This window comes from Halarcobacter anaerophilus (genome assembly GCF_006459125.1).
Classification (GTDB): Bacteria; Campylobacterota; Campylobacteria; order Campylobacterales; family Arcobacteraceae; genus Halarcobacter; species Halarcobacter anaerophilus.
In genome coordinates this window covers 1,067,665-1,094,230 of record NZ_CP041070.1, presented here as the reverse complement: position 1 = coordinate 1,094,230, position 26,566 = coordinate 1,067,665, and the positions used below count along the sequence as shown (strand labels likewise).

The window sequence follows — 26,566 nt, the reverse complement described above, 5'->3', positions numbered from 1 at the left end:
AGTATATAAATAATTTTACACTTTTTTTCTTTATTTTCCTATTGCAAGGGCATATAAAACTTGCGTATACTCTCCTATAAATTCACAAACTTCATCATCATAATAAGCGCCGATTCCGCTACAGCCTATTCCTAAATAGTTTGAAGCAAGATATAACCTATGTCCTAAAAGACCTGCTTTTTGATACATTGCCTGATAATTTTTTGAATTTGAAGTTATAAAAAAAGTAACGGCTGAATCTTTTCCCAAATTCTGTTCTAAGCAAAGATATCCTGCTTTACTTGCAAAATCTGCTTCTTTTATAAACACACCGTTTTTTATCAATCCTAATTTCATACCTTGAACTCGGTTAATAACGCAATAAAGATTTAACTCTTCATCACAATTTGAGGTAACAAGATTATTTACTGCTTGCATTATTGATTCAAACTCAATTTTACTGATACTTTGTTTTGTAAACTCTCTTATAGAACGTCTTTTTAAAATAATCTCTTTAAAAAAACTTTTATTAAAATTAAAATTAGGTTTAAAAATCTGTTTTTGAGGATTTTGCACTTTTAAAGAGTCTATATAGGCTTTTTCTATCATTTCATTTTTTTCAAAATATAAAGAACCATCTACAAGAGGCAAATTAAGCTCGGCTTTTGTTACTTTTTTATCTGTTTTTTTTGTTATAAAAACTGCACTTGTGAAGAACTCTTGATTATCAAAATTAAAAGCTTCATTTAAAGCTTGTTTATCAAAATCATAAATTATATCATACTCTTTTTCATGAATATAACAAGAGGCTTCAATAGTTCCTAAAAGATGTCCTGCATCAAGTAAACAGTATCTAAAAGCTCTGTTTTTATACTTCCAAGAGCTTCTATAATAGATTGAAGAGATTAAAAATATAAAACCGTTTTGCTTCTCTTTTAGATTAAAAAAAGGTTCTATTCCTTCATCTGTAATTCGTTTTAAAAAAGTTATTCTGGAACTTTGTATATCAAAATGGTAAATGCCGTCTTCTATCCCTTCATTGTTTCTGCTTTGAAAATAGATTTCATTTGGATAAAGTGCTCCTGCACTGGGATTTACCCTTAGATAATATTCAACTCCCGGATAAGTTTTTTTTGCAGTAATTCCGGCAGTAAAAAAGATAAAACTATGATTTTCTTTTTCCATATCCAGTTTGATTTTTGCAAATTTTTCAGGATAAGATTTAAAAGCACTTGGTTGATTGTCCCAATCAAGTCTGTTGGGAGAACTCCTTACTGAGTAATATGAGTGTTTTGTTTTCATATGATAATCAAAAAATGAATCAAAATCTGACAAGTTTATCCTTTACTGCAAAAGTTGCTTTTTGAAAAATCTATTCTCTCTTGTATAGTTTTATGTTTTCCATAAACCTTATCAATTTGTTTAAATCTTGTCAAGGCACCTAAATCATTTGCGATTTGTATTGCCAATCCCGGTCTTGCATTTAACTCTAAAATCAAAGGTCCTCTTTGTTTGTCTATAACAATATCTGCACCTAAATACCCCATATTCGTCATTTCATAACATTGAGAACACAGATATAAAATATCATCCCAATAAGGAACTTCCAATGTTTTCAACTCTTTATTGGTATCAGGATGATATTTTACCGGTCGATTAAATTGTACTGCACTTAAAGCTTTTCCCGTACAAATATCAATTCCCACTCCGACAGCACCTTGATGAAGATTTGCTTTCCCGTCACTTTCGGAAGTTGAAAGTCTCATCATAGCCAAAGAAGGATAACCTCTATAAACAACTACTCTTACATCAGGAACACCTTCAAAACTAAAACCGTCAAATCTATCATCAAAATTTACTACTTTCTCAAAAACGGCAATATCGTTTTTACCTCCAAGAGAGTAAAGACCGCTTAAAATATTTGAGATATGTCTTCTAATATCTGTTTTATCTAACTCTTCCCCGCTTGGTTTTATATATTTCCCGTTTTTAGAATCTAAGATTACTAAAATACCTTTTCCGCCGCTTCCTTTTGCAGGTTTTATTACAAAACTTTTTTCGTCTTTTATATATTTTTCAAAAGAGTTTACTTCAACTTGATATTCAATAAAGCCCAAAAGCTCGGGAACTGCCAAATTGTGTTCTTGTGCTAGATGTTTAGTTTGAAGTTTATTATCAACTAAAGGATAATTTTTTCTTTCATTATATTTTCCTATAAAATTGATATTTCTGTTATTCATACCCAGAATACCTAATTTTCTTAAAGAAAAAGGATTTGCAAATAACATTCGCCTACTCTTTTACCATTGTTTTAAATCTATATAATTCACTTAATCTATAACCGCTGTATCTTCCCAAAAGAATAGTTAATCCTAAAACTGCCAATAAAACTTCAGGAAAGTTAAAAGTTATAAAACTAAGAGTCTGGTTTGTCATTGCAAAATATGCAAGCACCGAAACAATCAAAGAGCCCGTTCCTTGCTGGAAAACCTCTTTCGCTCCGTCTTCTTCCCAAATAATAGACATTCTTTCAATTGTCCAAGAAAGAATAATAATAGGGAAAAAAGTAATACTTGTGGCATACTCTAAATTTAGTTTTTCGGACATAATTGCAACAAAAGCCATAATAGCAAGAACTACAATTAAAACAGAAGATATCCTAGCAACAAGCAAAAGGTTTAAATAAGAAAGATATGACCTAACTACCAATCCCATAGTTACAACAACTATAAACATAACTATCCCGGGAAGCAGTTCTGTTTCTATAAATGCCATAGATAACAGTATAGGCATAAAAGTTCCTGAGGTTTTTATTCCCACGAAAACTCTCATAAAAACTACGACTAAAGCACCAAGAGGAATCAATAATAAAAATTTAAAAGTATTTTGCGTCTCATTTGGCAAAATGAATAAAGAAAAGTCCAGTAAAGCACTCTGATTTTTTACATCTTTTACTAACGCTGCATTTCTTGCAGGAACAATATTTTTTGTAATTGAAAATTTAACATTTGAGTTTGAAACACCTTCTGCTTCTAGTAAAAACTGAGAACCTCTTTGCCAGATAAAGATATGCGAATTGTTTGAAATTCTTCCTTTGTTTATATCAAAAAGCTGCCATTTGCCTTTGTCAAAAACTTCCAGCATAGGAACTAAATCGACATTTCTTTTTCTATCTTCTAAATATAAAGCTCCGACCGTTCTTACTTTATATCCCATATAATCAACCATTTTTAGAAGAGTGTCTCTTTTTTGAATATCATTTTTCATAAAATTGTTTCTGATTAATTTTGTTGATTGAGAAGGATCTTTTTGATTAAATTCATCTATTAATAAAGAGGTAAAAGTAGTGGCATTTGCACTCTTTTCATAAATACTGTTTAATATCGATTTTCCCGCAACCATAATCGGAGTAGAAACATCTTCTTGGTAGATAATTTGTTCAAACTCTTTTTGAGGATCGACTTTTGAATATCTATCTTTTATAATATCTATTGAGTAGTATAAAACCTGAGAACCTCTTTGAAGTTCTCTTTTTGACCAAACACCTTTTCTAACATCATTTACGTTTTGTACACTATAACCGTAGTTTGGAGAACTTGATTCTTCATTTATAATCAAAAATCCGTTTTGTTTGGAAGGTAGAGTTAAAGATACTACTCCGCTTTGTTTATATTTACTGTTAAATGTAATTTTTGCTTGAATATTCCAAATATTTTCTGTTTTGTCTTGAAGCAGTGGAAAGCCCAAATAGACTATTTTGTACCACATTAAAGAGAAAGCTGCGACAATCAGAAGAAAAGAGAAAATTAATATTTTATATATTGACTGCATTATTTATCTGTTTTCTTAGGTTTTGTTAAATATTTTTTAGAAACATCAACAATAACATAGCCGTTTAAATAATTTTTTCCTATTAAAACAGGAAAGTTAAACTGGCTTCTATCCGTTAAAGAGACTTCAACGACTTCACTTGTTTTTCCAAGATTTATTCGCATTTTAACAACATATCTTTTTTGACTATCTTCTTTATGCCGTTTTATATTTACGACTCTTTCAACTGGAAGTGATTTTTCTATTAAGCCGCCTTTTGTATCGTCTAACTTAAATTTAACCCATTTTTTGCCGTCTCGTTCAAACTCTTTAATATCTAAAGCATGAATTGATGTTGTTGTAGCTCCGGTATCAATTTTAGCTTTATATGTAAGTTTTAAAGAGGGAACATATACATATTCGTTTGAACCTACTATAATTTTAGAATCGCTGCTGATAGGTTTTTCCACAACCACAATCTTAGTCTTCTCTTTTATAATAACTTTGGGTTCGACTTTTTTTTCTTCGACACTCTTGTTTTCTTCTGTTTTTTCTTCTTTATTATCTTTTAAAATTTCATCTTTTTTTTCAATAATATCAGTTTTGATAGAAGATTCCTTCTTTTCAGGCGTTTCAGCTGAAACTTTAGGAGAATTTATTTGCACCTCGTTATTTCTAACACATCCTGTTAGAAACAGAGAAAATAACAATAGCTGTATAAAAATATATCTCATTAATTAAGACCTTTTAAGTATATAATTTTGTAAGTGAAAAAGGTTTTTTACGGATAAGATTATAGTAATTTAACCTAAAACTTTATTAAAGTATATGTTCATAAACTGTAAAAAAAATCTTAGGTAAAAAGATATTATAATATTTTTTTATCATTTAAAATGTGCCGAATAAGGAAATTCGGCACTATTTATAAATGCTAATTTTTTGTTGTAACAATACCTGGAGATTCTTCTGTTCCTATATAATCATCAAACTGATTTGTTGATTTTATAATAGCAAATACCGCTCCAATTATTAAACAAAATATTATAACCAGCCAAACAATTTTTCTTTTTTCTTTTGGCTCTTTTCCATTATAGTCGTCAATTTTTTCTAAAGATAATTCATCGTCCATATTACTTGTCATGTTATCTCCTTTTTAAGAACTTTATCTAATTAGAACTTAAAATAATAGTCATAAGTTAAAGTTATAATATTTTTTAATATTTGATTAACTTTTTCTTATAACGTCATTTTACTCTTTTATAATAAAGAGACCATCATTTGATTAACGGTTATTGCAATCTCTTTGATATCTTTATTCTCTTTTGTCATAAACAGATCCAAAGTATCTCTTACTTTATAAAATGTTGATTTTTCATTATTAATAAAGTTTGCAAAAGCTACGTCTGCTTCTTCATTTACTCTTTGAAAATCTAAAATTTTCTTTGTATAATGAACAACAATAAACTCTATGAACTGTAAAACTTGATTTCTAAGAACCAAATCATTTGATGTAACAACTTTTATTTTATTTAATGCAACAATAATATCCAATATATTAAACTCATGAATCAATGAGTAGAATATTACGACAACATCTTTAAATTGATGGTTTGTATTACTTTTAATTACAATTGCAGGAATAGCAAATCTTAGATAATCGATTACAGAGAAGAAAAGATTAAATCTATCATCACCTTCAATCAAGACTTCTATTTTTTGATTATGCACTTGTTCTAAAAGTGAGAATAGTTCATCTTTATGATCTAAAATATGAGCTGCATCTAATTGATTTTTTTTCAAATATTTTACCATCCATCTTGTACTTGCAGATAAAATATATTCAAGTTTATTAATCAATTCATACTGTTTTTCCGTACTCATAATATAATCTTGAGAAGCAATTTTATATCGTATTCCTTTTGAACCGAATAATCTTTTAGCTACTAAATAAGATTGGATTTTCAATAAAAATCTCTCTTTTCCCAATCTTTCATAATCACTGATAAAAGTACAGCCTTGAGAATTGATTATAACATCTGCTATTTTTGTAGCTATTATCTCTCTTTTTAAAGGATGATTTAAAATATCCCTTTCATATGCACTTATAAATGATTTTGGGAAATATCTGTAAAGATACGGCAAAGCAAATTGTTCATCAATAAGTTTTGAATCAAGAAGTATTTTTTTAATAAAAATTTTAGAATAAGATAATAAAGAGCATAAAACAGGTCTTACTATTGAATCGTTTATATCAACTACTTCTTGTATATTTTCATTTTTTGGAATAAAAAAAGAGGCTCTGTTAAAAGCGTCAACATTTTTTTCCAGCACTTCTATAGCCCTGATAAAACTGTTTAAATGTTTTTTAGAGAAAAATTCATCCAAAGAGATTGCCAAAGATTGATTATAATTACTTTCTAAAACTAAATTTACGACTTGATCCGTCATAGAACGTAAAGTATTTTGTCTCTCTTCGGAGCAAAGATCTTCATGTGAACTAACCGTGTTAAGAAGTATTTTCAGATTTACTTCATGGTCGGAAGTATCAACTCCGCCGGCATTATCGATTCCGTCAATATTTATTCGACCTCCGCCTAAAGCATACTCTATTCTCGCTCTTTGGGTAAAACCTAGATTTCCTCCTTCAGATACGATTTTTGCTTTTAAATCCGTTGCATCAATTCTAACTGCTTCGTTTTGTTTATCTCCTATATCTATAGAATTTTCGTCACTTGCTTTAACATAAGTTCCTACACCTCCGTTAAAAAGCAAATCTACATTCATTTTAAGAAGTAAAACACAAAGTTCTTCACCTGATACAAATTTTCGTTTGGTATTAAGCAATTTTTTCATTTCAGGTGAGAGTTCAATCTCTTTATCGCTTCGTAAAAAGACTCCACCGCCTTTTGATATTTTTGATTTATCGTAATTACTCCATCCGCCGTTTTTAGAGTTAAAAAGTCTTTTTCTCTCTTTAAAACTCTCTTGTAAATCAGGATTTGGATCTACAAAAATCTCTTTATGTCCGATAGCCCCAAGAAGTTCAAATCTGTCTGTTTCAATCAGTCCGTTTCCAAAAACATCTCCGCTCATAGAACCTATTCCCATTACGGAAATAGTATCTTTGTAAATATCTATGCCTTTTTCTATAAAGAATCTTTTTGTTGACATTATTGCACCGCGGGCTGTTATTCCTAAATCTTTATGCCCGTAGCCGTTGCTTCCTCCACTGGCAAAAGCATCACCTAACCAATAATTTCTGCTGATTGCAATCTCATTTGCAACATCACTCATAGAGGCTGTTCCTTTATCCGCTGCAACAACAAAATACGGATCATCTTCATCATATGCTATGATTTTTTCATCTCTTACTACTTCTGAATCAACCATATTATCTACTAAATCAAGATTTGCATTTATATACATAGAGTAAATCTCTTGAAAATACTCTTTTGTAATTTGAGAATTATCTTTATTTATTACAAATCCGCCTTTTGAACCATCTGGAATAATAATTGAGTTTTTCCCCTCTTGGGTTATCATTAAAGATTTTATCTCTTGTCTATAATCTTCATGTCTGTCACTCCATCTTAGTCCACCTCGGCTAATATTGCTCATTCTTAAGTGAACTCCGTAAAAGTCCGGATGAAAAATGAAATTTTCCAAATTCGGCTGAAGTCCTTTTAAATTTATACCGAAATTTTTCGTATCTATTTTCAAAGCTATTGTCTCTTTATTTAGATAATAGTTTGTTCTAAGCAGAGATTGAAGTAAAGAGAAAGTTAATTTTAAAATTCTATCATCCATAATTTGGGGAATCTCTTTAATTTTTTCTTCTATATCTTCAATTATTGCTTTTAATTTTTCTTCTCTTTTTTTTACTCTTGGATCAAATTTAACACAAAAATAATCTACAAATAAATCAGTTATTTCATGGTGGGAAGTCAAAGTATTTAAAACACTAACGCTATTTATCGTAAGTACGGATTGATCTAAATACTCAATAAAAGCTTTTACAAGCATCAACTTTCTAAAATCAAAATTTTGATTGCAAACAAGAGAAAAGACTTTTGAGTGTTTTATTGAAGGGTCTTTTAAACATCTTGTAATAATCAATTCAAGATTTCTTCTTGCATGTTCAATCTTTTTTAAATCATCTTTATCGTTGATTCTCAGATTAAATCTTGATACATAAATAAGTTTGGAACTCTTGCTAATATTGTAAGTTACTTCATCAATAATCATAAAACCGATATCATGAAGAATCGGTGTTATTGAGGATAAGAACAACTGGTATGTCGAATAAATTTTGATACATTTCGTATCTTGACTATTTGCTATGTTTGTAACAATTGTATTCTCAACAACTTCATTAAATAACTCTTCTGAAATATTTAAATCTTCAGGAGTCAAAAGTTGAGAACAAATTGCATTCATATCAGAAGTAGTTCCCATAAAAAATCCTTTAAACTTTTATTTATAACAATACTACACTGAAAAGATTAAAAAATTGTTAAAATAATATACAAAGGGATAATTTATATTAAACGCTAATATTGCCCTCTTTTGCATTTAATAACTCTTTTAAACTACTAGGAGAAAGTTCTAGGTCAAGTCCTCTTTTCCCGCCGCTTATAAAGATTGTCTTAAAGTTAAAAGCCATGCTGTCAATTAGAGTTTTTAACCTCTTTTTTTGACCTAAAGGAGAAATTCCTCCTAAAAGATAACCTGTTACTTTTTGAGCCTCTTCTTTGTCTGCCATTACTGCTTTTTTAGCTTTAAAAGCAGATGCAACCTCTTTTAGACTTAGCATTTTAGATACGGGAACAACACAAACAACCAACTCTTTAGGTGTAAGTTCCACTAATAAGGTTTTATAAACTTGATCTGCATCTAAATCCAACTTTGTAACTGCTTCCTTTCCAAAATCCGTATTCAAAGGGTCATGGTCATATTTATGTATTTCAAATTTTGTTTTATTTTTTTTTAGTAAATTAATTGCAGGTGTCATGAAAGAGTAAACTCCTTTTTAATTTTTTCTTCACCGTTTATAATAATTGAGATAAAATGTTCACCTTTATAATGTTTTCTTGTCGTCATATCTCTGAAACTCTGTTTTTTTAAAAAAGTTTTATGTTTTGTTTTTATCTCGTTTTGCATTATCATAAAGAGTTTTTTATTGTGTTTACTATTGGCTTTTTTATAATAAATAGCATACTCTACTCTTATATTACCGATATTTTTAGAACTAATAATATCGAAAGAGAAATTTAAATCCTCTTGCATCTTTACTTCTTTGTCACACTTGAAATTTATAATATCTATAAAAGAGGAGTCAAAATAACCAAACAATCCTAAAATCTCTTTATCTGCTTTTTTCAAAAGTGTTCTGCTGCCATGTCTACAAATCCAATCTAAACTTTTTGTTTTCCCCAAATTATTTTTTACAAACTCTATTACAAAATGCGGATTATCTTTTGAGATATCATTTAGATTATTAGCTACAGATTTTTGCACATACTTTGAAGAATCATTTTTAAGAACTTCAATTATCTCTAAAATTTTTATAGGGTTTTGTTTAAATCTTGGCAAAGAAACAGCCCAAGGAAGTCTTGGTCGGCACCCTTCACAGGAGAGCCTTCTTAAATGTTCATTTTCACTTTTTGCCCAAAGTTTCATTTGAGCCATTGTTTTATCTTCATATTTTAAAATAAATTGCCGTATCGCAAACTCGGAAGAGGAATCAAGAGTAAAAACTTCTAAAGCTTTTATGGAATTTTCAAAATCATCAAGCCCAAAAACCTCAACAAAATCTTGAAAAAACATAGCCTCAAAACCGCTAAAATCTTTTGAAACTGTTTTTAAAATATCTAATTGCTCTTTATAAGAAAAAGGTAAAAATTTATCTAAACATAAAGCAATATGTCTCATTCTCTGTTTTAACTCTAAAGTTTGCCAAATATCATCTAAAACAGCTTTGCAAAAAGCTTTTTCATTAAACTCTTTAAATTCATTTTTAATCTTTAAAGCCAAATCTTCAAGATATTGTTTTGTATATACATTTTTTAGTTGTTCTGCCATATTTTTACTTTTTTGTTATTTTACTTTAAAAACTATAAAAAGCTTTTTGTTCACTCTCTTGAAATTTCAAATTAATTGTTTTATTTTCATTTAAATATATTGATTCCACGTCTTATAATTCTTTTTTTCCATTTATAAAAATATAACTCTTCAATACCGTTATATCTATTGTTTTATCATTTATAAACATATTTATTTCTTATACTTAAAAAGTTCTAATAGTTCATATAACCTTATTTTATTTTTTTCTAATCTCTTAATATTCTATCAAGGAGATCTAATAATTTACTTATTTTTTATCGATATCATATAGCAACTCTTCCAAGCTTTAATGTGTTAGAATTTAAAGTTTACAAGATAGAAGATGGGGATAGTTCTTATACCTCCCCAAGCTTTAATGTGTTAGAATAGCAATGGATTATCTAAATACAAAATGTTGTTCTTATACCTCCCCAAGCTTTAATGTGTTAGAATCTGAAGCGATGTCAACTTCTCGGGAAAATAGTTCTTATACCTCCCCAAGCTTTAATGTGTTAGAATTAAAACATTAATTTATGTAGAACAGTACCGGTTCTTATACCTCCCCAAGCTTTAATATGTTAGAATGAGTTTATTGAGGTAAGCACAACGTACCAAGTTCTTATACCTCCCCAAGCTTTAATATGTTAGAATTATGTAAAATTTTATACAAAAAGGGTATTTGTTCTTATACCTCCCCAAGCTTTAATATGTTAGAATTTAGGTATGGAGTATCCTAAGCCTACAAGGTTCTTATACCTCCCCAAGCTTTAATATGTTAGAATAGATTACTTAGCGATTGAGTTAGGAGATAGGTTCTTATACCTCCCCAAGCTTTAATATGTTAGAATTACACCATCTTCTTCCCAACGCTCTATTTTGTTCTTATACCTCCCCAAGCTTTAATATGTTAGAATATTTTAAATTTAATACATATGATGTAGAAAGTTCTTATACCTCCCCAAGCTTTAATATGTTAGAATAAAGCTCGCAATATAGCCCTTAAATAAGGCTTTCATAAGAAAAAAAGCTTGACAAAAGTTCTTATTTTTGTTAAACTTTTATTACTTAACACATTAAATCTTGGGGAAGATTTATAAGAAATAGGCGAGACAACGCCGTAAACTAAAACTCCCTAAATGGGAGTTTTCTAAAACATTAGAAGTTGCGTATGTTGAGGCAATTCATCATTTGACTTTTTTTCACCTATAAAATTATCTGTCATACCAAATTGTTTATCTGTAAGATAAAAAAATACTACACTTCCATCTTTAGGTATATCTTTTTCTATTTTTTTAGTGACAGCTTTAGCTTTGGCAAAAGTAGGTACATGTTTTAAATAAATAGAAAACTGAAACATATTAAAACCGTTTTCAAGTAGTTTTTTTCTAAACTCGCGATATGCTTTTCTCTCTTTTGGAGTATCAGTTGGCAAGTCAAAAGCTGCTATTATCCACATAATTCTAAAGCTGTTCTTTTTTATATTAGACATATATCTTTTGTTCTATATTTTCACTTTGTTTTTGTCTATTATCAGATATAAATGGTAGAAGTAGTTTCTTATTTGGAGTTTCTAAACTTTGACAAAATGATACGATTACTTTATCTATAGCACTTAATATTCTGTAATCCTTATCTTGTATCTTGACAGTAGCATTTAAAACTGTATTGATGATCTCTTGTTTAATATATTTATCAAATATTAGATTTTTTGTATCTTTTTTATCAAATATTCTAAAAATAGTTTGTTCACAAATAAATCGAAAAGGCTCTATAAAATCTTCTACTAAATTATATGGATTATCCTTTCTTATATGAATAATTCCAAAGCCACTGTGTAAGGAATATGAAAAAATTGCTCTTGCTACCATTGCCCTTATAATTGTATAACCGTAATTTAAAGAGATATTAATAATATCAGTTGCACCTTGCTTTACTCTTTTGGTAGTAGTTTCATAATTTGTAAAAAAATTGCTCCAAAATATTCTTGAAGCTTGAGCTTCAATATTTGAACTATCAGCCTCTTTTACTTTTTTTGATAAATTTAATAGTTTAAATGAGTCTTTACAAGCAAAGATATCTAATATAAAAGCTTGTGATGTTACTTTTGATTGTATCAATTGTTTGTGCCAATTTTGTGAATAAGTTGTATCTATATATTTTGCCTGAAGAAATGGTCTATATGATCCATTTGTATTTACAACTTTCCCTGAACAAATTGATACAGGTAAAAGATTTTTATCTGTAAATATGATTATCACACTACTATTTGATAATTCAGCAATAGCCAAAGAAGTTATAGTAACTTCTTTGTTTGAGATAATTAAAACAGCAATATCTATAATGGCTACTTTTTGTATAGCATCTTGTTTATAAAGATGGATATGCAACACTCCATTTTTTATATTTATTTTACATGGGTTTTGTATATCAATTATATATTCGTTCATAAGTACTTCTCTTTAATCGTCTCTATATCAGGTTGTGAATTTACTAGAACAATATTTTTTAAACTTGTACTTCCAAAAAATTTATATGATCTCCCTCCTTTATCTTGTTTCAGTAACGAATCAAAGTTATCACTTTCTGTAATATTTTTAGCCTTGATAATCTCTTTTTGTGCAAAACTCACAATTTTATAAAATTGTTTGGATTCTTTATCAAAAATAATATCATTTGCAAATAGTTGCACTATATTTTTATCTTTTACTTTTAAAAATTTATGATTTGGTATTAATTCATAATTAAAAGTATTTTTATCAATATTTATACAACTATAACCACTATTTACAGCATAACCATTTTTTAGCTCTTTATCCAGTTTCTCATTAAATTTTTGTGGTGCTCTTTTTCCAAATTTAATTTGTATTTTTTTTATAGGAGTTTTTCTTTGATAATTAAACAAATTTAAAACTATTTCTTTAACACTTTTTTCATCTTTAAACTTTTCAAAGTTTTCTAACAGTGCAGTTTTTGTCTCTTCATTTGCTACCCATTTTTCAATTTTTTCTTTGGCTTTATCCACTTTTGTAATTCCATCAAAAAAATCAACTACTTTAACTCTTTTTGTAAAATATCCCTCTTTATCTTTACCATAAATTGTTTCATCAAAAAAATCACCTTTTGGATATCTATCTGGTTTATGCCAAACCACTATCTCACTCATAATATTTTGAATTTTTGTATAAAAACTATTTTTGTCAAATATATTTTTTACCTCAGCAAAAAGCTCTTTTTCACCTTTATGAAATTCTTTTGGATTTTTCCTTGGAAGATATCCATATTTTGCATGAAAAGCTGAAAGTTTATTTATCAAACTTCTACTACAAAAAGATATTACTATCGCATCTATTGCATGGTGTCTATGGTCACATCTTTTATCAAATTCAAATAGATTTTCTTTTTTTGCATTTTGGTAGTCTTCATACGATATTTTATTTCTATCTTTATCATATATCGGTTTATTTTCTTTATCTCTTACAAAAGGGAGAATATCATTGAGTCCCCACATGCTTCTAAGATAAGCAACAATACCCCCTTTTGTAATAACGATATCTTTTGTATTTGGATATTTATCTTTTAGAAGTTGTGTTACCTCTTTTGCTATATAACTTGTATCGCTATAGCTCCTTTGTCCAAATTCACTTTTACCCAATTCAAAAGCACTTTTTTGGGAATTTAAAAGTTTCAATTTCTTTTTTAACTCTTCTTTATCAAGTGTTATTTTATTTTTCCCTTCAATAAAAACCTCTAAATCTTTTGTCTCTTTTAGAATATTTTCTAAATGATTTATATAGCTTTGAATATATTTCCAATTTTCTTTATCATGAAAATACTCATATGGTGTTTTATTGTTTTTATCTTTATTTGCCTCTTTATCAGCTAATACAAGATTATACATGACTCTAGTACCACCCTTTGATTCAGGAACTATATGCTCTAACTCATAATGAGTGAGTTCTGATAAGCCAATTGTTTTTTCTGTATAAATACATTGATGTTTTTGCTGTTGCCATAAAATATATCTTTGAATATTTTTACTAGTTGGCTTTATAGCATATTTTTGAAGCTCTTTTTTAATAAGTTGTTTATCACTATATCGTTTATTATTTTTGGCTTCTATTTCTCCTCTTTGTTTAAGGGATTTTTTTATATCCCTAGTAAATTCAATATTTATTTTATAAGGTTCACCATATATTTTAACCAATTTATCTATTTCAAATATTGTTTCTTTAATTGCTCTTTGAACGATAGGATTTGTAATATTTAGATTTTCAAAAGTTTTTTTAGGCTCATCAATCTTTTCTATCTCTCTTAAAGTTTTGTCAGGTTCATTTATCCCCTCAACTACACCATTTTCAAAAAATTCAATAAATTTTTTTAATGCTTTTAAAGAATAAGTAGCTCTACCTTTTGGTAAATCAAACTCGCTTAAAGGGGAAAGTTTATCCTTATTTAGTTCCAAAAACTCTTTTATCTTTTCATCTTTATGTGCAAACTTTATATAATCATTGTAAATAGTTTCCAAATCTCCTAGCTCTATCTCATCGCCAGAAGATAAAATACTTAAAAAATCTATAACACTCTCTTTTTGATTTAATGAAAGTCTCTCCCAAGCTTCACCAAAAGTATCAAATAATTTTTTATTTGTATATAAACCTTTTATCTTTTCGTCTTTTATATTCCCGTTATTTTTCAAAGTTTTATTCTCATATCCTAACTCTTTTAAAAACTTTGTGACACTTTTTTCTTTAAAGCCATTTAATAAATCTATCCCTTTTGAAAAATCTTTTATATCAATTTTCGTATTATCGGTGAACTCAAGATTATTTAATAATTGTAAAGCCCTATATTTTTCAAATAAAATACTCGATCTTGATACAACTTTTTCATTTTCATAGATATTGCAATTACCGATACTATCTTTATCCCACTTTATAGGTCTTTGAAAAAAAATGATTGCTTTTAGTTTTTTGTATATAACTAGATTATGTTCACTATCGTTTTTACATGGGTATTTTGTTTTTTCTTTTAAAATAGAATAATGTTTTAATTGTTCTTGTAAAATAAGATCAAACTCCTCTTCAATCTGTTCTCTTCTAAAAAAAGTACCCTCTACATTATTCTTTTTTACATGTGACAATATTTTAGAACCTTGCTCTTTTACAAGTTTAAATTTAAGCTCTCCTATAGTTTTAGCGTTAAACTCTTGTATCTTTTCATTAGTTTGAGCAAAAAGCTCTCCTAAGCCTCTATCTTCTTTTTTTAATCTTCCACTATATCCACGGTTTTTACTAATATTCACCATAACTGCAAAAAATTTAGGTAAAGATATTTTTTCTTTGTACGCTTTTGCTCTTATCTCTAAAATATCTTCATTAAATTGTATATCCTTAATATCTTCTTCTTTTATACCTATATCTTTTGCCAAATAATAAATAGCTTTTTTTCTACGATTTTGTCTTTCATGCTGTCTTTGTTCTAATTGATTTGAACTTTTTTCTTTGTTTTTTGTTATATATTTACCTTTATTGTTTATTACAGGCTCTCCAAATATATAATCAGCTGTATAAAATATATTTTTAGAATCATTGTTTCTATCCAATTCATTTACATTTAATCCTAATGAGGAAGTACCAATATCTATCCCTAAAGTATATTTCATAACCAACCTTTTTTATAATTTCCTTTATTATACAAAATATCTATTATAATTTGTATCATAAAAACATAAAGTAGTAAATCCAATATCCACTTCCAATTATGCTTCATGTCCATTTCCCCAAACATATACTTTCATGATAATCAAAAATTTTATTTATCATCTTATTCCCCTTTATCAATTTTCACAATAAACATAAATTTTTATTTTTATACTCTCTTTTGTCCAAACTACTCTTTTAAGTATTGCAAAAAGTTTGTAGTCTTGTTCCATCAAAAATATTAAGTCCTTATTTTTTTGTTTTGGTATATATCCTAATTTTCCTCTTTTACTTAAAACTTTGATGGCATTTTTATCATATGGATTATTTTTTTCTCTATCTAGTTTTAACTTTTCACCATTTTTCAGATTATCAATTTTTTCAGATATTCCATCAACATAAGAAGTACCTGCAACTATTATTTCAAATAAACAAATCCCAAGTAATTTATCAGGTTCAACTCTTGTAGTTATATAGTGTAGATATATTTGAGTTATTGCTTTTGCCCTATCATTTATATTTGTTAGAAAATAGCACTGCTCTAAGCTAAATTCTTCTTGATAAGAGTATATCTCTTCTAAGATATGTTTATTATCTATTTTATTTTGTAATAACAATTTAAAGTGTTCTACAATAGAATCAAAAAATTTGCTATTGTCTTTTTTTAAATTATTTTTTTGTTCTAAAGTCATTGAACCAATGAGTGGATGAAACATCTCCATCAAATTTGGATAAAACATTTTTAAGCCTTTATATTTTTATATAAAAGCAGTTTAAGATATTTGCTAGAACACTTAATGTCCGTTTTTATACATCTATTAATAAATCCATCTGTTTTTTTTGAAACTCTATAGTTTCATCTCTAAGTTTTTTAACTATTTTTGCAGGGTTTAGGATAAAAAGATTGGGTATCCATTTTTTAACTTCACTTAAGATTTCAAGCTCAGAGGTGACATAAACACTTAGCAGTAGTGAGCCATCATCATAAAATTGCACTACTCTTTGAGTTTTAGATAGTGGACGTCTTATAAAATATTTTGCGATATTTGCATTTGCTTTTAGATGTACTTCAAAGGGTTTATTTTGTGGGTTAAACCAGATATTTATAGCATTATCTATTATTTTTATAGCATTTGGCTCTACAATAAACTTTTTATTTGTAGTGTTTAGATTACTGATATCTTTTATATAAAATGTTTTTAGTTTATCCACTTGTACATCTTTACCATATAAATACCAGTATCCTTCAAAAGTAGTTATTTTTATAGGTTCTATATATCTATATTTCTTTTTATGATAAAACTCCACTTGCAGGTTTTGTTCAATTGCGCCTTGCAAAGCTTTTATCAAATCAAGTTTATCATACAAGTCTTCTATTTCTATTCTTGAATATATAGGATTAGTATGTTCATTTGAAATTTTTTTAAAAAGATTATTTACTCTTTTACTTATTAAAGAACTCATAGATGAACCAAATTCATTTAAAATATCTAAAACAATCTCATCTTCATAATCCAAAGTTTTATCAATATCATACCCCTGTTTTACTCTCCATTTATGCCCAATTTTTTCTATAGGGAAAAGATGGATTAGTCTTTCGTTAAAATCTCTTTGTATAGTTTTTGCAGATACATTAAACTCAATTGCCAGTTCATTTGTACTTAAAATCTCACCCTCTCTTAACCTAGCCCAAATAGTGGTGAGCCTATAAAGTATTTTATCATAGTCATGTTTCTTCATTTTATACCTTTTGGACTTTATATTGTCCAGTTAGTATAATACAATTTTGCTAAAGGATTTTACTTTATCATATATAATGAATTAATTTAGTTATACTATTATTAAAAATATATCCAATTTGAAATGTATCACAAAATCTGCATAAAAATAACTACTTTGAACTTTTGTTTGCTTTAATTACTCTTGTGGAAGTCTCTTAATATCTTTTATAAGCTCTGTATTCTTTATCATTTTTAAGCTAAACTAAATAATTCTTTTGAAATTTCATAGTTGTCTGTATCAAAAAAGTATCATGACAAGCAAAATAAATAAAACTTAGTCTAATTTTGCTATAAGTTCTTTAGCATCTAAATCTATCTTTGAAAATGCAAACCACTTTTTACCTAAGTCTTTAAGACTTGCACCAATATGATAAATCTCTTTTTGATCTAGGATTAAAATAGTTTCATCAATATAATTATCTATTAAGATTATTTCATTTTTAGTTAGTTTAATTAGATCGAATACGAAGTTGTAGGCATCATATATTTGCCCGTCATAAAATATTCCTTGCTTTGTTTCAAGTTTATTATTTTTACAAGTAATTTTATTTCACCATTTGTGATTTTAGGATATTTACATCATTTTCTAAAGATACAAATCTTTCATTGGTGATTTTTTCACTGTTTATTGCATAACCGTTTTTAATATAGCTTTTTAGTATGGAAGTTGCCCATTGACGAAATCTTACACCCTTTTGAGACTTTACTCTATATCTACTGAAACTTTCAACTCTAACTCTCCGTCATTATAAACTATACTATTTAATATATTATTCATAACTCAACCTTAAAAAGATGATCTATAAAACTCTAACATAAAAATAAGATTTGATTTGAGAATATTGCAAATTGTTATATTTTAGTATTTAAAAGATAATAAACTTACGACTGGGTTCCAAAGTTTTATATTTTGGGAGAATATGTTTTTTGAAACCCATGCGTAAGATTAAAAAATATAAAGAGACTTTTGTCTCTTTATATTTAAAACTCCATTTTCATAGAATACATTATTGTTCTTGGTGCACCTAAATTTTCAGGAGATGCCCAATATTTTTTATCCATAAGATTTGTCACATTCAAATTAAAAGTAGTTTTATATTTATCTATTTTTGTTTTATATCTTAAACCTGCATCAAAAGTAGTAGTTGAAGGAATATAAAGTGAATTATCAGTATTTGCATATTTTTTACCCACATAATATGCCCCTCCTGTCAAAATTAAATCTTTTAATCCAGGGATTGAATACTCAGCATAAATACTTGCCATCTTAGAAGCTTGTCTTGTTGGTTTTTTACCTTCTAATTCTTTTGAACTTGCATCTTCGACACTTAAATCCATTATAGTACCTCCTATCATAAGTGTCAAATTATCAGTAACTTTTCCAGTTAAAGTTAATTCTAAACCTTGATGTACTTCTTCACCATCCTGAACATATTTAGGTTGGGGACTTGCTCCATCTGAAAATTCATTTGGTTTTTCTATTCTAAAAAGTGCGGTACTTAAAAGCAAATTTTCATTTAATGTATATTTTGCACCTATTTCATATTGTTTACTTATCATTGGTTCTAATACTTCTCCAACATTACTATAATAATTACCTACAATTGTCCCCTCTTCTAAACCTTCCATATAAGAAAAATAAGTAGTCAAGTTATTAAAAGGTTTATATATTAAAGATAATGTTGGTGTAACTTCTGATTTATCATATGAATTATCTACCTCTGGACCATCAATACTGGCAGATGTATCAAGATATGTTTTTGATTTAATTGTTGTGTAATTTATTCCTATTAAAGCACTCCATTGTTCATCAAAAACTATGTCATCTCCTAAAATAATATTTATATTTCTTGATTTCTCTTTTGTATACTTATGTCCATTAGAAGGAGCTTCCACTTCAGGATATGACATTGACTCATCATAAGTTAATCCTGATGGCCAGGATGTTACGGTATCATTTGTATACCATTTATTTTTATTGAAATCCCCCGAAACACCTAATGTTAATTTATGTTTTATATATCCTGTATCAAATTTGCTATCTAAATAAATATATCCTGCATCTGAAATAATTTCTCTTGGCGCAGTTGCATAAATATAATAGCCATAAGTTCCATCATTTGAAAGGGTAGGATAAGCCCCTGAATATTGTAAATCATCTACTTTATGTAAATATCTTGATCTTAAAGTAAAATTTTCATTTATATTGTAAGTAAAATTTACCCCATATTTATCTGTATCAGTTTCAGAATACGACCAAGATGGTCCATAAATTTTATCTGTATCAAAAGAATCCGCATTTGGAACTTTAAATAATCTTGCCATACCTTGAAAGGCCAATCTAGGTCTATTTACTCGATAATGTCTATGGGAAGCATCAAGTTGAAGTATTAAATTATCACTTATATTCCAATCTAAAGCACCGCTAATTAAGCCTTTTTCAATATTTTGATTTTCATAAATAGTTTTTCCATCTTGAAAAGAAGCATTTATTCTAAAAGCGAATTTACCCTCTTCATCTATCTTATTTCCTACATCTAAATGGGCAAAATATGAATCCCCTCCATAATTACCTACCGTTAAATTTGTAAGTCTTTTATAAGTAGGTCTTTTAAGAACATAATTTACAAGACCTCCTACATTTCCAGAGCCATACATAAATCCCGTAAGGCCATTCATTATTTCTACTCTTTCAACTTCTTCTAAACTCCCAGCTAAATCAGCAGATAAACTCATTCCATCAAAAGCTACATTTCTCGAAGTAAATCCTCTTATATTTACAGTTGGAGCTCCATAATAATTCATTGTAACACCAGTATCAATAAGGGGATTCATTTTATATAATTGATCAATTTCGCTTGACAAGATATTTGAAATAAAATCACTTGACATTACACTCATAGAATAAGGAGTATCTTGAAGTGATTTTGCACCCCAAGGACCTACTTGTTTTAACTCTTTTACCAAGTATCCTGTTTCAACAGAGCCGTCATTTTCATTGGCTAAAATATCCACTTTCCCTAAATCATTTTTACTTTTATTCTCTGGCTTTTTTTCTTTTATTATAATTGCACCATCTTCTATCTCTGCTTCTAAGCCGCTGTTTTCCAAAATTTGATTTAAGGCATTTTTTGTACCTTTTATATCTTTTACTGCTTTTGAAGTTTTATTCTCAAGAAGTTTTCCATTTACAATATATGGTATTTTTGATTTTTTTGAGATTACTTCTATAGCTTCTTTTAAAGATTGGCTTTTAATTGTATAGCTTATCTCATTTGCATAAAGATTTATGCAAAGTGTCATTGCAGCAATCGGACTTAAAAATTTTATTTTAAGTGAACTCATTTAATTTCTCCTTATTCTTTAAAAACAATCTTGATAATCATTTTTAATATAAGACTGAGAAATTATAAAAAAACGGACATTAATTTTCTATTTTTTTATGATTTTTATTGTTTTATCTTTTTTTTCTATTTTTATTGGGTAGATTTTTATAATTGTATTTAAAAATATATCCAGCTGATTTGATTTAAACTCTCCTGTGACCAAATAATTTTTTATCTCATTTGATGAAAATTCAAAAGTATGGTTTGTATATTTTGCAAACTCAGTAAAGGCTTCTTTTAATGTTACTTGATTAAAGTTTATCAAATCATCTTGCCAGATTGCTATTTTTTCAGGATTAATCTTTGAATAATTATTTACTTCTCCTTTATTTGTATAAGTTATAGTATCTGCTTTTGTAAGGATTATTGTATTTTCTCTTTTTTTGTTCTTATTTAAATGATATGTTTTTACTCTTCCTTCCTGCACATTTATTGTTATTTTATTATCTAGATTTATAACTTCAAATTTTGTTCCTACTACTTCTATTTGAATATTATCACTTGATATGACAAAAGGTCTGCTTTTATCTTTTGCTATGCTGAATATAACTTTACCGTTTGTTAAAAAAGCTTCTCTTCTATTTTTATAAAACTCTATATTTAGATTCGTTTTAGCATCAAGTGAAATGATAGACCCATCAGGCAAACTCTGTTTTGAAAGATTTTTAACATCAGTTACATATATTTTTTCATACTGCAAAGAGTTATTATCATAAGTTTTAAACAAAGAGAAAAATAGAATTAAAATCAAAACTGCTGCACCTGAGTAATAATATTTTATTTTTAAAGAGAGTTTTGTTTTACTAAGCTCTTTATGAACTTTTTGACTTAAATCTTCTCTGTTTTTTTCTGATAGAGATTTTGGTATTTTATGTATAAATTTCATTCTATTATATACTTTTTGATGAGAAGGATTCTCTTTAAGCCAGTTTTCAAATTCTAATTTCCGGGACTCTGTAAACCCTTCTTTTTCACAGCTTAGCCAATAAACTGCTTGTTCTTTCATCTTTTTATCATTATTCACTTAAAATCCCTTTTTTGCAAGTTCTTCTTCGATTTTTAAAGTTGCTCTTTTTATAAGCTTTTCAACAGCATTTGAAGTTATATCCATAATCTTGCCAATCTCTTTTCTACTGTATTCGTCAATCGTATACAAAATAAAAGCTTCTCTTGCTCTTTTTGGTAATTTGTTTACTATTTGCATAAAAAGTTCTTCTTGATTTTGTTTTATTGCTATCTCTTCGGGTTGTTCATGTTTTTGAGTAAGATGCTCACTCTCTTCATAAACGGCAGTTTGTAATTTTTGATTTTGTATTGCTTCATCTACAGCTACATTTTTTGCTACTTTATATAAATATGCTCTTTGATTTTTTATTTCTCTTTTATTTTGAGTTTCTAAAACTTTACTGTAAGTTTCTTGTATAATATCTTTTGCTTTTTCTTTATCACCGACTAATTTTTGGGCAAAATATAGAAGTTCATTGTAATATTTTAACATCAATGCACCTAAGTATTTTTGATATAGATTATCAAAATTAATCTTAGGCTAACTATAAATAAATTGTTTTCATGACAAGCAGATTAAAAAAGGAATATTTTCATCTTTGAAAATTGTTATTTCCACTTTATTTCCTAACCGAAAGTTCAGGAGAGGGTTTTCCTATATAAAATCCTTGTGCATAAGTAACATCAATCTCTTTTAAAAATTTCAAGATCTCTTCATCTTCTACAAACTCTGCTATTGTTTTTACTTTTAACTCTTTTGCTAAAGCAACAATTGATTTTACAAAAGCTAAATCTTTTTCATCTTTATGTAAATTTATTATAAAATCTCCGTCAATTTTAATATAATCAATAGGAAATCTTTTTACATAATGGAAAGTTGAAAAACCCGAACCGAAATCATCGATTGCAAAACTAAAACCTTCTAGTTTTAGATTTTTTACAAATTTTTCCAAAAGGGTGAAACTTTTTACCGTTTCTCTTTCCGTTATTTCAAATACTATTTTTTCTTTATTTATATTATATTTATGGGTTAAATTCACTATTTTTTCTATAAATTCTCCTATTATAAGTGCTTTTGGAGAGAGATTTATAAATAATATTCCTTCATAGTTTGTTTCATTTATTTTTTTGAAGGCTTTTTCTATTACGATATAATCCATTTTATGAACTATTCCCAAAGATTCTGCTGTTTCTATAAATTTTCCTGCTGTTAGAACTTCATCTTTTATCTCTATTCTCATAAGAAGTTCATTTATTTCAACACTATTATCCGAAGTATTCATAATAGGTTGGAAGTGAGCCACTATTTTTTCATTTTTAATAGCATCTAAAACTATCATTGATTTATCTTCGACTTCTTTATGAATCTCTTCAATATCATATTCACTTGGAAATCTAATTGCGTTTTTCCCTTGATTTTTTGCTTGATACATCATCGTATCTGCTATATTAAACAACTCTTTTGCATGAGTCGAGTGGTTTGGATAAATTGCCATACCGATTGATACTGTTAAGCTGACTTTTGTAGCATCAGGTGCTTCTAATTCAAAGTTTCCTACTTTTTCCAAAATTCTGCTTGCTACGGTATATACTTCACGTTCGGTACTTTCTGGTAAGATTACGGTAAATTCATCTCCACCGTAACGTGAAAGAATATCTTCATCTCTTTTTGAATCTTTTAGAAGATCGGCAAAAGCTTTTAGAAAATCATCACCGAAACTGTGTCCGTAAGTATCATTGATAGGTTTAAAATTATCACAATCAATAACAAGAACACCAAACTGATATTTATGTCTTGCGGCTCTTTTTATCTCATAACTTAAAAGATCTCTAAAGACTCTTTGAGAGAAAAGTCCGGTTAAAGGATCTCTTGTAGCATAAAATTCAAGATTTTCCGTGTATTTGTTTATAGCTTTTATTGAACCCACTAGATTTAAAAGAGTTGTTAAAATCGAATCAATTACTATTGAATGAATAGAATCTTTTTCTATATTTGACTGAATTCCCAATCCTACGATTCCCCCTATTCTTGGAGTATCGAGCAAGATTGATTTTGCCTCGTGTTCTATATCATCTATAGTAAGAGAAGAGAGACAATATTTTCCGTTTGAGAGATTGTGGTTTATAGAGTAATCTATTACCGTAAGATTATGATATTTGGTTATCATATCAATAGAAGTTTTTTCCATATGTTTTTTAATATCTTCGTCAGGTTCTCCAAGCCAAAAAATCTCTATTTCATAATTCTCTTCATCTGTTTTAAAAATTGTTATCAAACAATAAACGGGTAAAACTATATGTATCTCTTGTAAAAGATCTTTTATATACTCTTTCCAATCTTTTATAATATCGGAAGTAATAACCATTTTATCAAGAAGTTTTACCTCAAATTCCAAAATACTCTTATCAACTGCAATATTTTTTAATTTTTTGCTTAAAGTATCTAAACCTTCCATAATTTGTTCAAACTCGTTGAAACTCTTTTCAACATGCGTAGTATCTATATTTTTAAACTCTTTGACAGAATTAACACTTTCAATTTTTTCTTTAAAATTTTCTATTGCCAGATTTATTCTTTTTAATATTTTAAGAGAGATATAATAAGCAATCAAAAACATAAGAGGTAGAATAATCAAAGAGAAAAGAAGATATTTATTTTGAGTACTAGAGACAATCTCTTCAAAGTTGTAATCAACTTTTACTGCGCCTAAGATATCACCTGTTTTTGAATTTGTATGACATTTTAGACATTCGTTTTTTGCAATTATGGGCATTACGCTTTTCATAGACTTTTTATCTGTTTCAAAAAACTTTTGTTTACTCTCAAATACCTTTTGAACATCGTTTGTAATAGGTGATTGTTCTATTTTTCCAAATAACTCTTCAACCTTTTTCCATCTAAAAATATCGACGCTGTACGAACTTCCTTGAAAAGAGTCTTTTGTAACATTTACAAACTCCTGAAGCTGTTCTCTGCTCCATCCTTGTCTCATAACTTGATACATTGAATTAAAAACCTGCTTGGATAAAGCTTCTGATATTTTCTGATTTTCACTAATTGCCAAATTTGTATGAATATACGAAGAGAAAAGATAAAATACTAAAAACAGAGAAAATGTTATACCAACCATTGAAATACGAAAATAGTTTTTAAGAGTTTTTATTTGCATAGAGATTTCCTATAAAAATAGATTAAAAAATTATTTCATTCTACTAAATTAAAACTTTTAATAAAGTTTTGATTTAATAAATTATTTTTATTTATTTATAATATTAAAGAAAAAAGAGAAAAACTGTAACTATTTGACACTGTAATAGATTAAAAAAGATTATCTATAAATTATTTATACTCTTCTTCCACTCTTTTATTTGCAATTGAAGTTCCTTTTATACTTCTATTTTAATTCCATATGCAAAAGTGGAAAAGGTTTTCCAAACTCATCTGTTTGACTTCGACCTATAACTTTAAACCCAAAATGATTATAAAAAGCTACTGCATCTTCATTTTGTTCATTTACGTCTAGTTCATTAATACCGTAACTTTTAATGGCATACTCCAAAAGTCTTTTTCCTATACCTTTTTTAAAATATTTAGAATGAATAAAAAGCATTTCCACTCTATTTTCATCAATTCCTATAAAACCGCAAATATTTTCAGCTTCGTCTTTATATGCGAACAGTTTTACCGCATATAGATACTCATTCATTATTTTCGGTTTGAAAAAGTTAATATCCGCATCACTTAAAAAAGTGTGTGTAGCTCGTACTGAATCTTCCCAGATAGTGGTTAATGTTTTATATTCAGACTCTTTTACTCTTGTAATCATTGATTTTTCTTTATTTTAGTTTTGATAAGACAGCAAAAAGCTGTCTTGTCTTTTATGCAAAGGCAGGTTCTAAGAAAGGAATAATTTGTTTTTTTCTTGATAGACAACCGTCTAACCAAACTTTTTTGTTTTCAAGTTTTACATCAAAAGCTTTTTCAAAAACCGATGTATCTTCACTTGATACTAAAATCTCAGATCCCTCTTTCATAATATCAGTTAAAAGAAGACAAGCAGTATGTAAATTTTCTTCTTCTCTTAATTTGTCTAAGTCTGCTTGTAATTCATCTTTAATACTATCAAAGATTGATAAATCTACGACTTCAAGCTGCCCTATTCCTACTCTGCTTCCATGCATATCAAAAGGTTTGTAATCTCTTAAAATCAGATCTCTTACAGGCACTCCCTCAACAGCTGATTTTACTTTGAACATTTCCATTCCAACTGCACCGAAATCTTCAACACCCGCAATTTTTGCCAACTCTCTAACTGCTTTAATATCAACTTCCGTACAAGTCGGTGATTTAAAAATTACAGTATCACTTAAAATTGCACACATCATAATTCCGGCTATATTTGCAGGAATTTCAACTCCGTGATGGTCATACATCTCTTTTACGATTGTATTTGTACATCCAACGGGTCTAATCCAACACTCTAAAGGAGTAGAAGTTGTAATATCTCCTAATTTATGGTGGTCAACAATACCTACAACAGTAGCTTGATCCAAATCTTTGGGAGCTTGTCCTCTATCTGAATAATCCGTAATAAACAGCTCACACCCTGCAAATTCAGTTTTAAGTTGGGGTGCTTCAAATCCGAATTTATCCAAAATAAATTGTGTTTCAGGAGAGACCGGACCTTGTCTAGCAGGGATTGCTTCACGTCCGATTTTATTTAAAAGGTATGCTAATGAAATAGCTGAACAGATTGAATCTGAATCAGGTGTTGTATGTCCACATGTATAAATTGCCATATAA

General features: G+C 28.1%; 20 protein-coding genes and 1 CRISPR repeat array. All 20 genes read right to left on the bottom strand.

Going from position 1 to position 26,566, the window contains the following annotated elements; genetic code table 11:
- Nucleotides 1-30 precede the first annotated feature (30 nt).
- Nucleotides 31-1,314 (bottom strand): SagB family peptide dehydrogenase, encoded by a 1,284-nt coding sequence (locus AANAER_RS05355; RefSeq protein WP_228711143.1) that lies wholly within the window; start codon nt 1,312-1,314, stop codon nt 31-33.
- 2 nt (nt 1,315-1,316) lie between these two features.
- A complete protein-coding gene (locus AANAER_RS05350) occupies nt 1,317-2,267 on the bottom strand; it encodes an alpha-L-glutamate ligase-like protein (protein ID WP_129081814.1) in 951 nt (316 codons plus the stop codon).
- A 4-nt stretch (nt 2,268-2,271) separates the two neighbouring features.
- Nucleotides 2,272-3,810: an inactive transglutaminase family protein gene (locus AANAER_RS05345; RefSeq protein WP_129081813.1), complete on the bottom strand. Its 1,539-nt coding sequence runs from the start codon at nt 3,808-3,810 to the stop codon at nt 2,272-2,274.
- Nucleotides 3,810-4,523, bottom strand: a complete 714-nt coding sequence (locus tag AANAER_RS05340; RefSeq protein ID WP_052502539.1) for an ATP-dependent zinc protease family protein — start codon at nt 4,521-4,523, stop codon at nt 3,810-3,812. Before AANAER_RS05340 ends, AANAER_RS05345 begins: the two co-directional genes overlap by 1 nt.
- 197 nt (nt 4,524-4,720) lie before the next feature.
- On the bottom strand, nt 4,721-4,930 hold the full coding sequence (locus tag AANAER_RS05335) for a hypothetical protein (RefSeq protein ID WP_044415408.1): 210 nt from the start codon (nt 4,928-4,930) through the stop codon (nt 4,721-4,723).
- 116 nt (nt 4,931-5,046) lie between these two features.
- Nucleotides 5,047-8,244 carry an NAD-glutamate dehydrogenase domain-containing protein gene (locus AANAER_RS05330; RefSeq protein ID WP_129081812.1) on the bottom strand — a complete coding sequence of 1,066 codons (3,198 nt, stop codon included), beginning with the start codon at nt 8,242-8,244 and terminating at the stop codon, nt 5,047-5,049.
- 88 nt (nt 8,245-8,332) lie between these two features.
- Nucleotides 8,333-8,800 carry a Cys-tRNA(Pro) deacylase gene (gene ybaK / locus AANAER_RS05325; RefSeq protein WP_129081811.1) on the bottom strand — a complete coding sequence of 156 codons (468 nt, stop codon included), beginning with the start codon at nt 8,798-8,800 and terminating at the stop codon, nt 8,333-8,335.
- Entirely contained in the window at nt 8,797-9,870 is a 1,074-nt protein-coding gene (locus AANAER_RS05320; protein WP_129081810.1) for a DNA alkylation repair protein, read from the bottom strand. The genes ybaK and AANAER_RS05320 overlap by 4 nt, the downstream gene beginning before the upstream one ends.
- 373 nt (nt 9,871-10,243) lie before the next feature.
- Nucleotides 10,244-10,871: direct repeats of the CRISPR family, unit length 36 nt; unit sequence GTTCTTATACCTCCCCAAGCTTTAATATGTTAGAAT.
- A 167-nt stretch (nt 10,872-11,038) separates the two neighbouring features.
- On the bottom strand, nt 11,039-11,380 hold the full coding sequence (gene cas2, locus AANAER_RS05315) for a CRISPR-associated endonuclease Cas2 (RefSeq protein ID WP_206732540.1): 342 nt from the start codon (nt 11,378-11,380) through the stop codon (nt 11,039-11,041).
- Nucleotides 11,373-12,338: a type II CRISPR-associated endonuclease Cas1 gene (gene cas1, locus AANAER_RS05310; protein WP_129081809.1), complete on the bottom strand. Its 966-nt coding sequence runs from the start codon at nt 12,336-12,338 to the stop codon at nt 11,373-11,375. Before cas1 ends, cas2 begins: the two co-directional genes overlap by 8 nt.
- On the bottom strand, nt 12,335-15,553 hold the full coding sequence (gene cas9, locus AANAER_RS05305; protein ID WP_129081808.1) for a type II CRISPR RNA-guided endonuclease Cas9: 3,219 nt from the start codon (nt 15,551-15,553) through the stop codon (nt 12,335-12,337). Before cas9 ends, cas1 begins: the two co-directional genes overlap by 4 nt.
- A 174-nt stretch (nt 15,554-15,727) precedes the next feature.
- Nucleotides 15,728-16,330, bottom strand: a complete 603-nt coding sequence (locus tag AANAER_RS05300; RefSeq protein WP_129081807.1) for an HIRAN domain-containing protein — start codon at nt 16,328-16,330, stop codon at nt 15,728-15,730.
- A gap of 67 nt (nt 16,331-16,397) precedes the next feature.
- The gene (locus AANAER_RS05295) at nt 16,398-17,330 is read right to left on the bottom strand and encodes a helix-turn-helix transcriptional regulator (RefSeq protein ID WP_129081806.1); all 933 of its coding nucleotides are present in this window, start codon (nt 17,328-17,330) and stop codon (nt 16,398-16,400) included.
- Nucleotides 17,331-17,916: 586 nt separating this feature from the next.
- Nucleotides 17,917-18,033 carry a hypothetical protein gene (locus AANAER_RS15075; RefSeq protein WP_233736964.1) on the bottom strand — a complete coding sequence of 39 codons (117 nt, stop codon included), beginning with the start codon at nt 18,031-18,033 and terminating at the stop codon, nt 17,917-17,919.
- 319 nt (nt 18,034-18,352) lie between these two features.
- Nucleotides 18,353-20,716, bottom strand: coding sequence for a TonB-dependent siderophore receptor (locus AANAER_RS05285; protein WP_129081805.1), 2,364 nt, complete (start codon nt 20,714-20,716; stop codon nt 18,353-18,355).
- Nucleotides 20,717-20,803: 87 nt separating this feature from the next.
- Entirely contained in the window at nt 20,804-21,781 is a 978-nt protein-coding gene (locus AANAER_RS05280; protein ID WP_129081804.1) for a FecR family protein, read from the bottom strand.
- Complete coding sequence (locus tag AANAER_RS05275; protein WP_129081803.1) at nt 21,782-22,255, bottom strand: RNA polymerase sigma factor; 474 nt, start codon at nt 22,253-22,255, stop codon at nt 21,782-21,784.
- A 127-nt stretch (nt 22,256-22,382) separates the two neighbouring features.
- On the bottom strand, nt 22,383-24,932 hold the full coding sequence (locus AANAER_RS05270; RefSeq protein WP_129081802.1) for a putative bifunctional diguanylate cyclase/phosphodiesterase: 2,550 nt from the start codon (nt 24,930-24,932) through the stop codon (nt 22,383-22,385).
- Nucleotides 24,933-25,157: 225 nt separating this feature from the next.
- Nucleotides 25,158-25,589, bottom strand: a complete 432-nt coding sequence (locus tag AANAER_RS05265) for a GNAT family N-acetyltransferase (RefSeq protein WP_044415420.1) — start codon at nt 25,587-25,589, stop codon at nt 25,158-25,160.
- A 52-nt stretch (nt 25,590-25,641) separates the two neighbouring features.
- A complete protein-coding gene (locus AANAER_RS05260; RefSeq protein ID WP_044415422.1) occupies nt 25,642-26,562 on the bottom strand; it encodes a manganese-dependent inorganic pyrophosphatase in 921 nt (306 codons plus the stop codon).
- Nucleotides 26,563-26,566 lie beyond the last annotated feature (4 nt).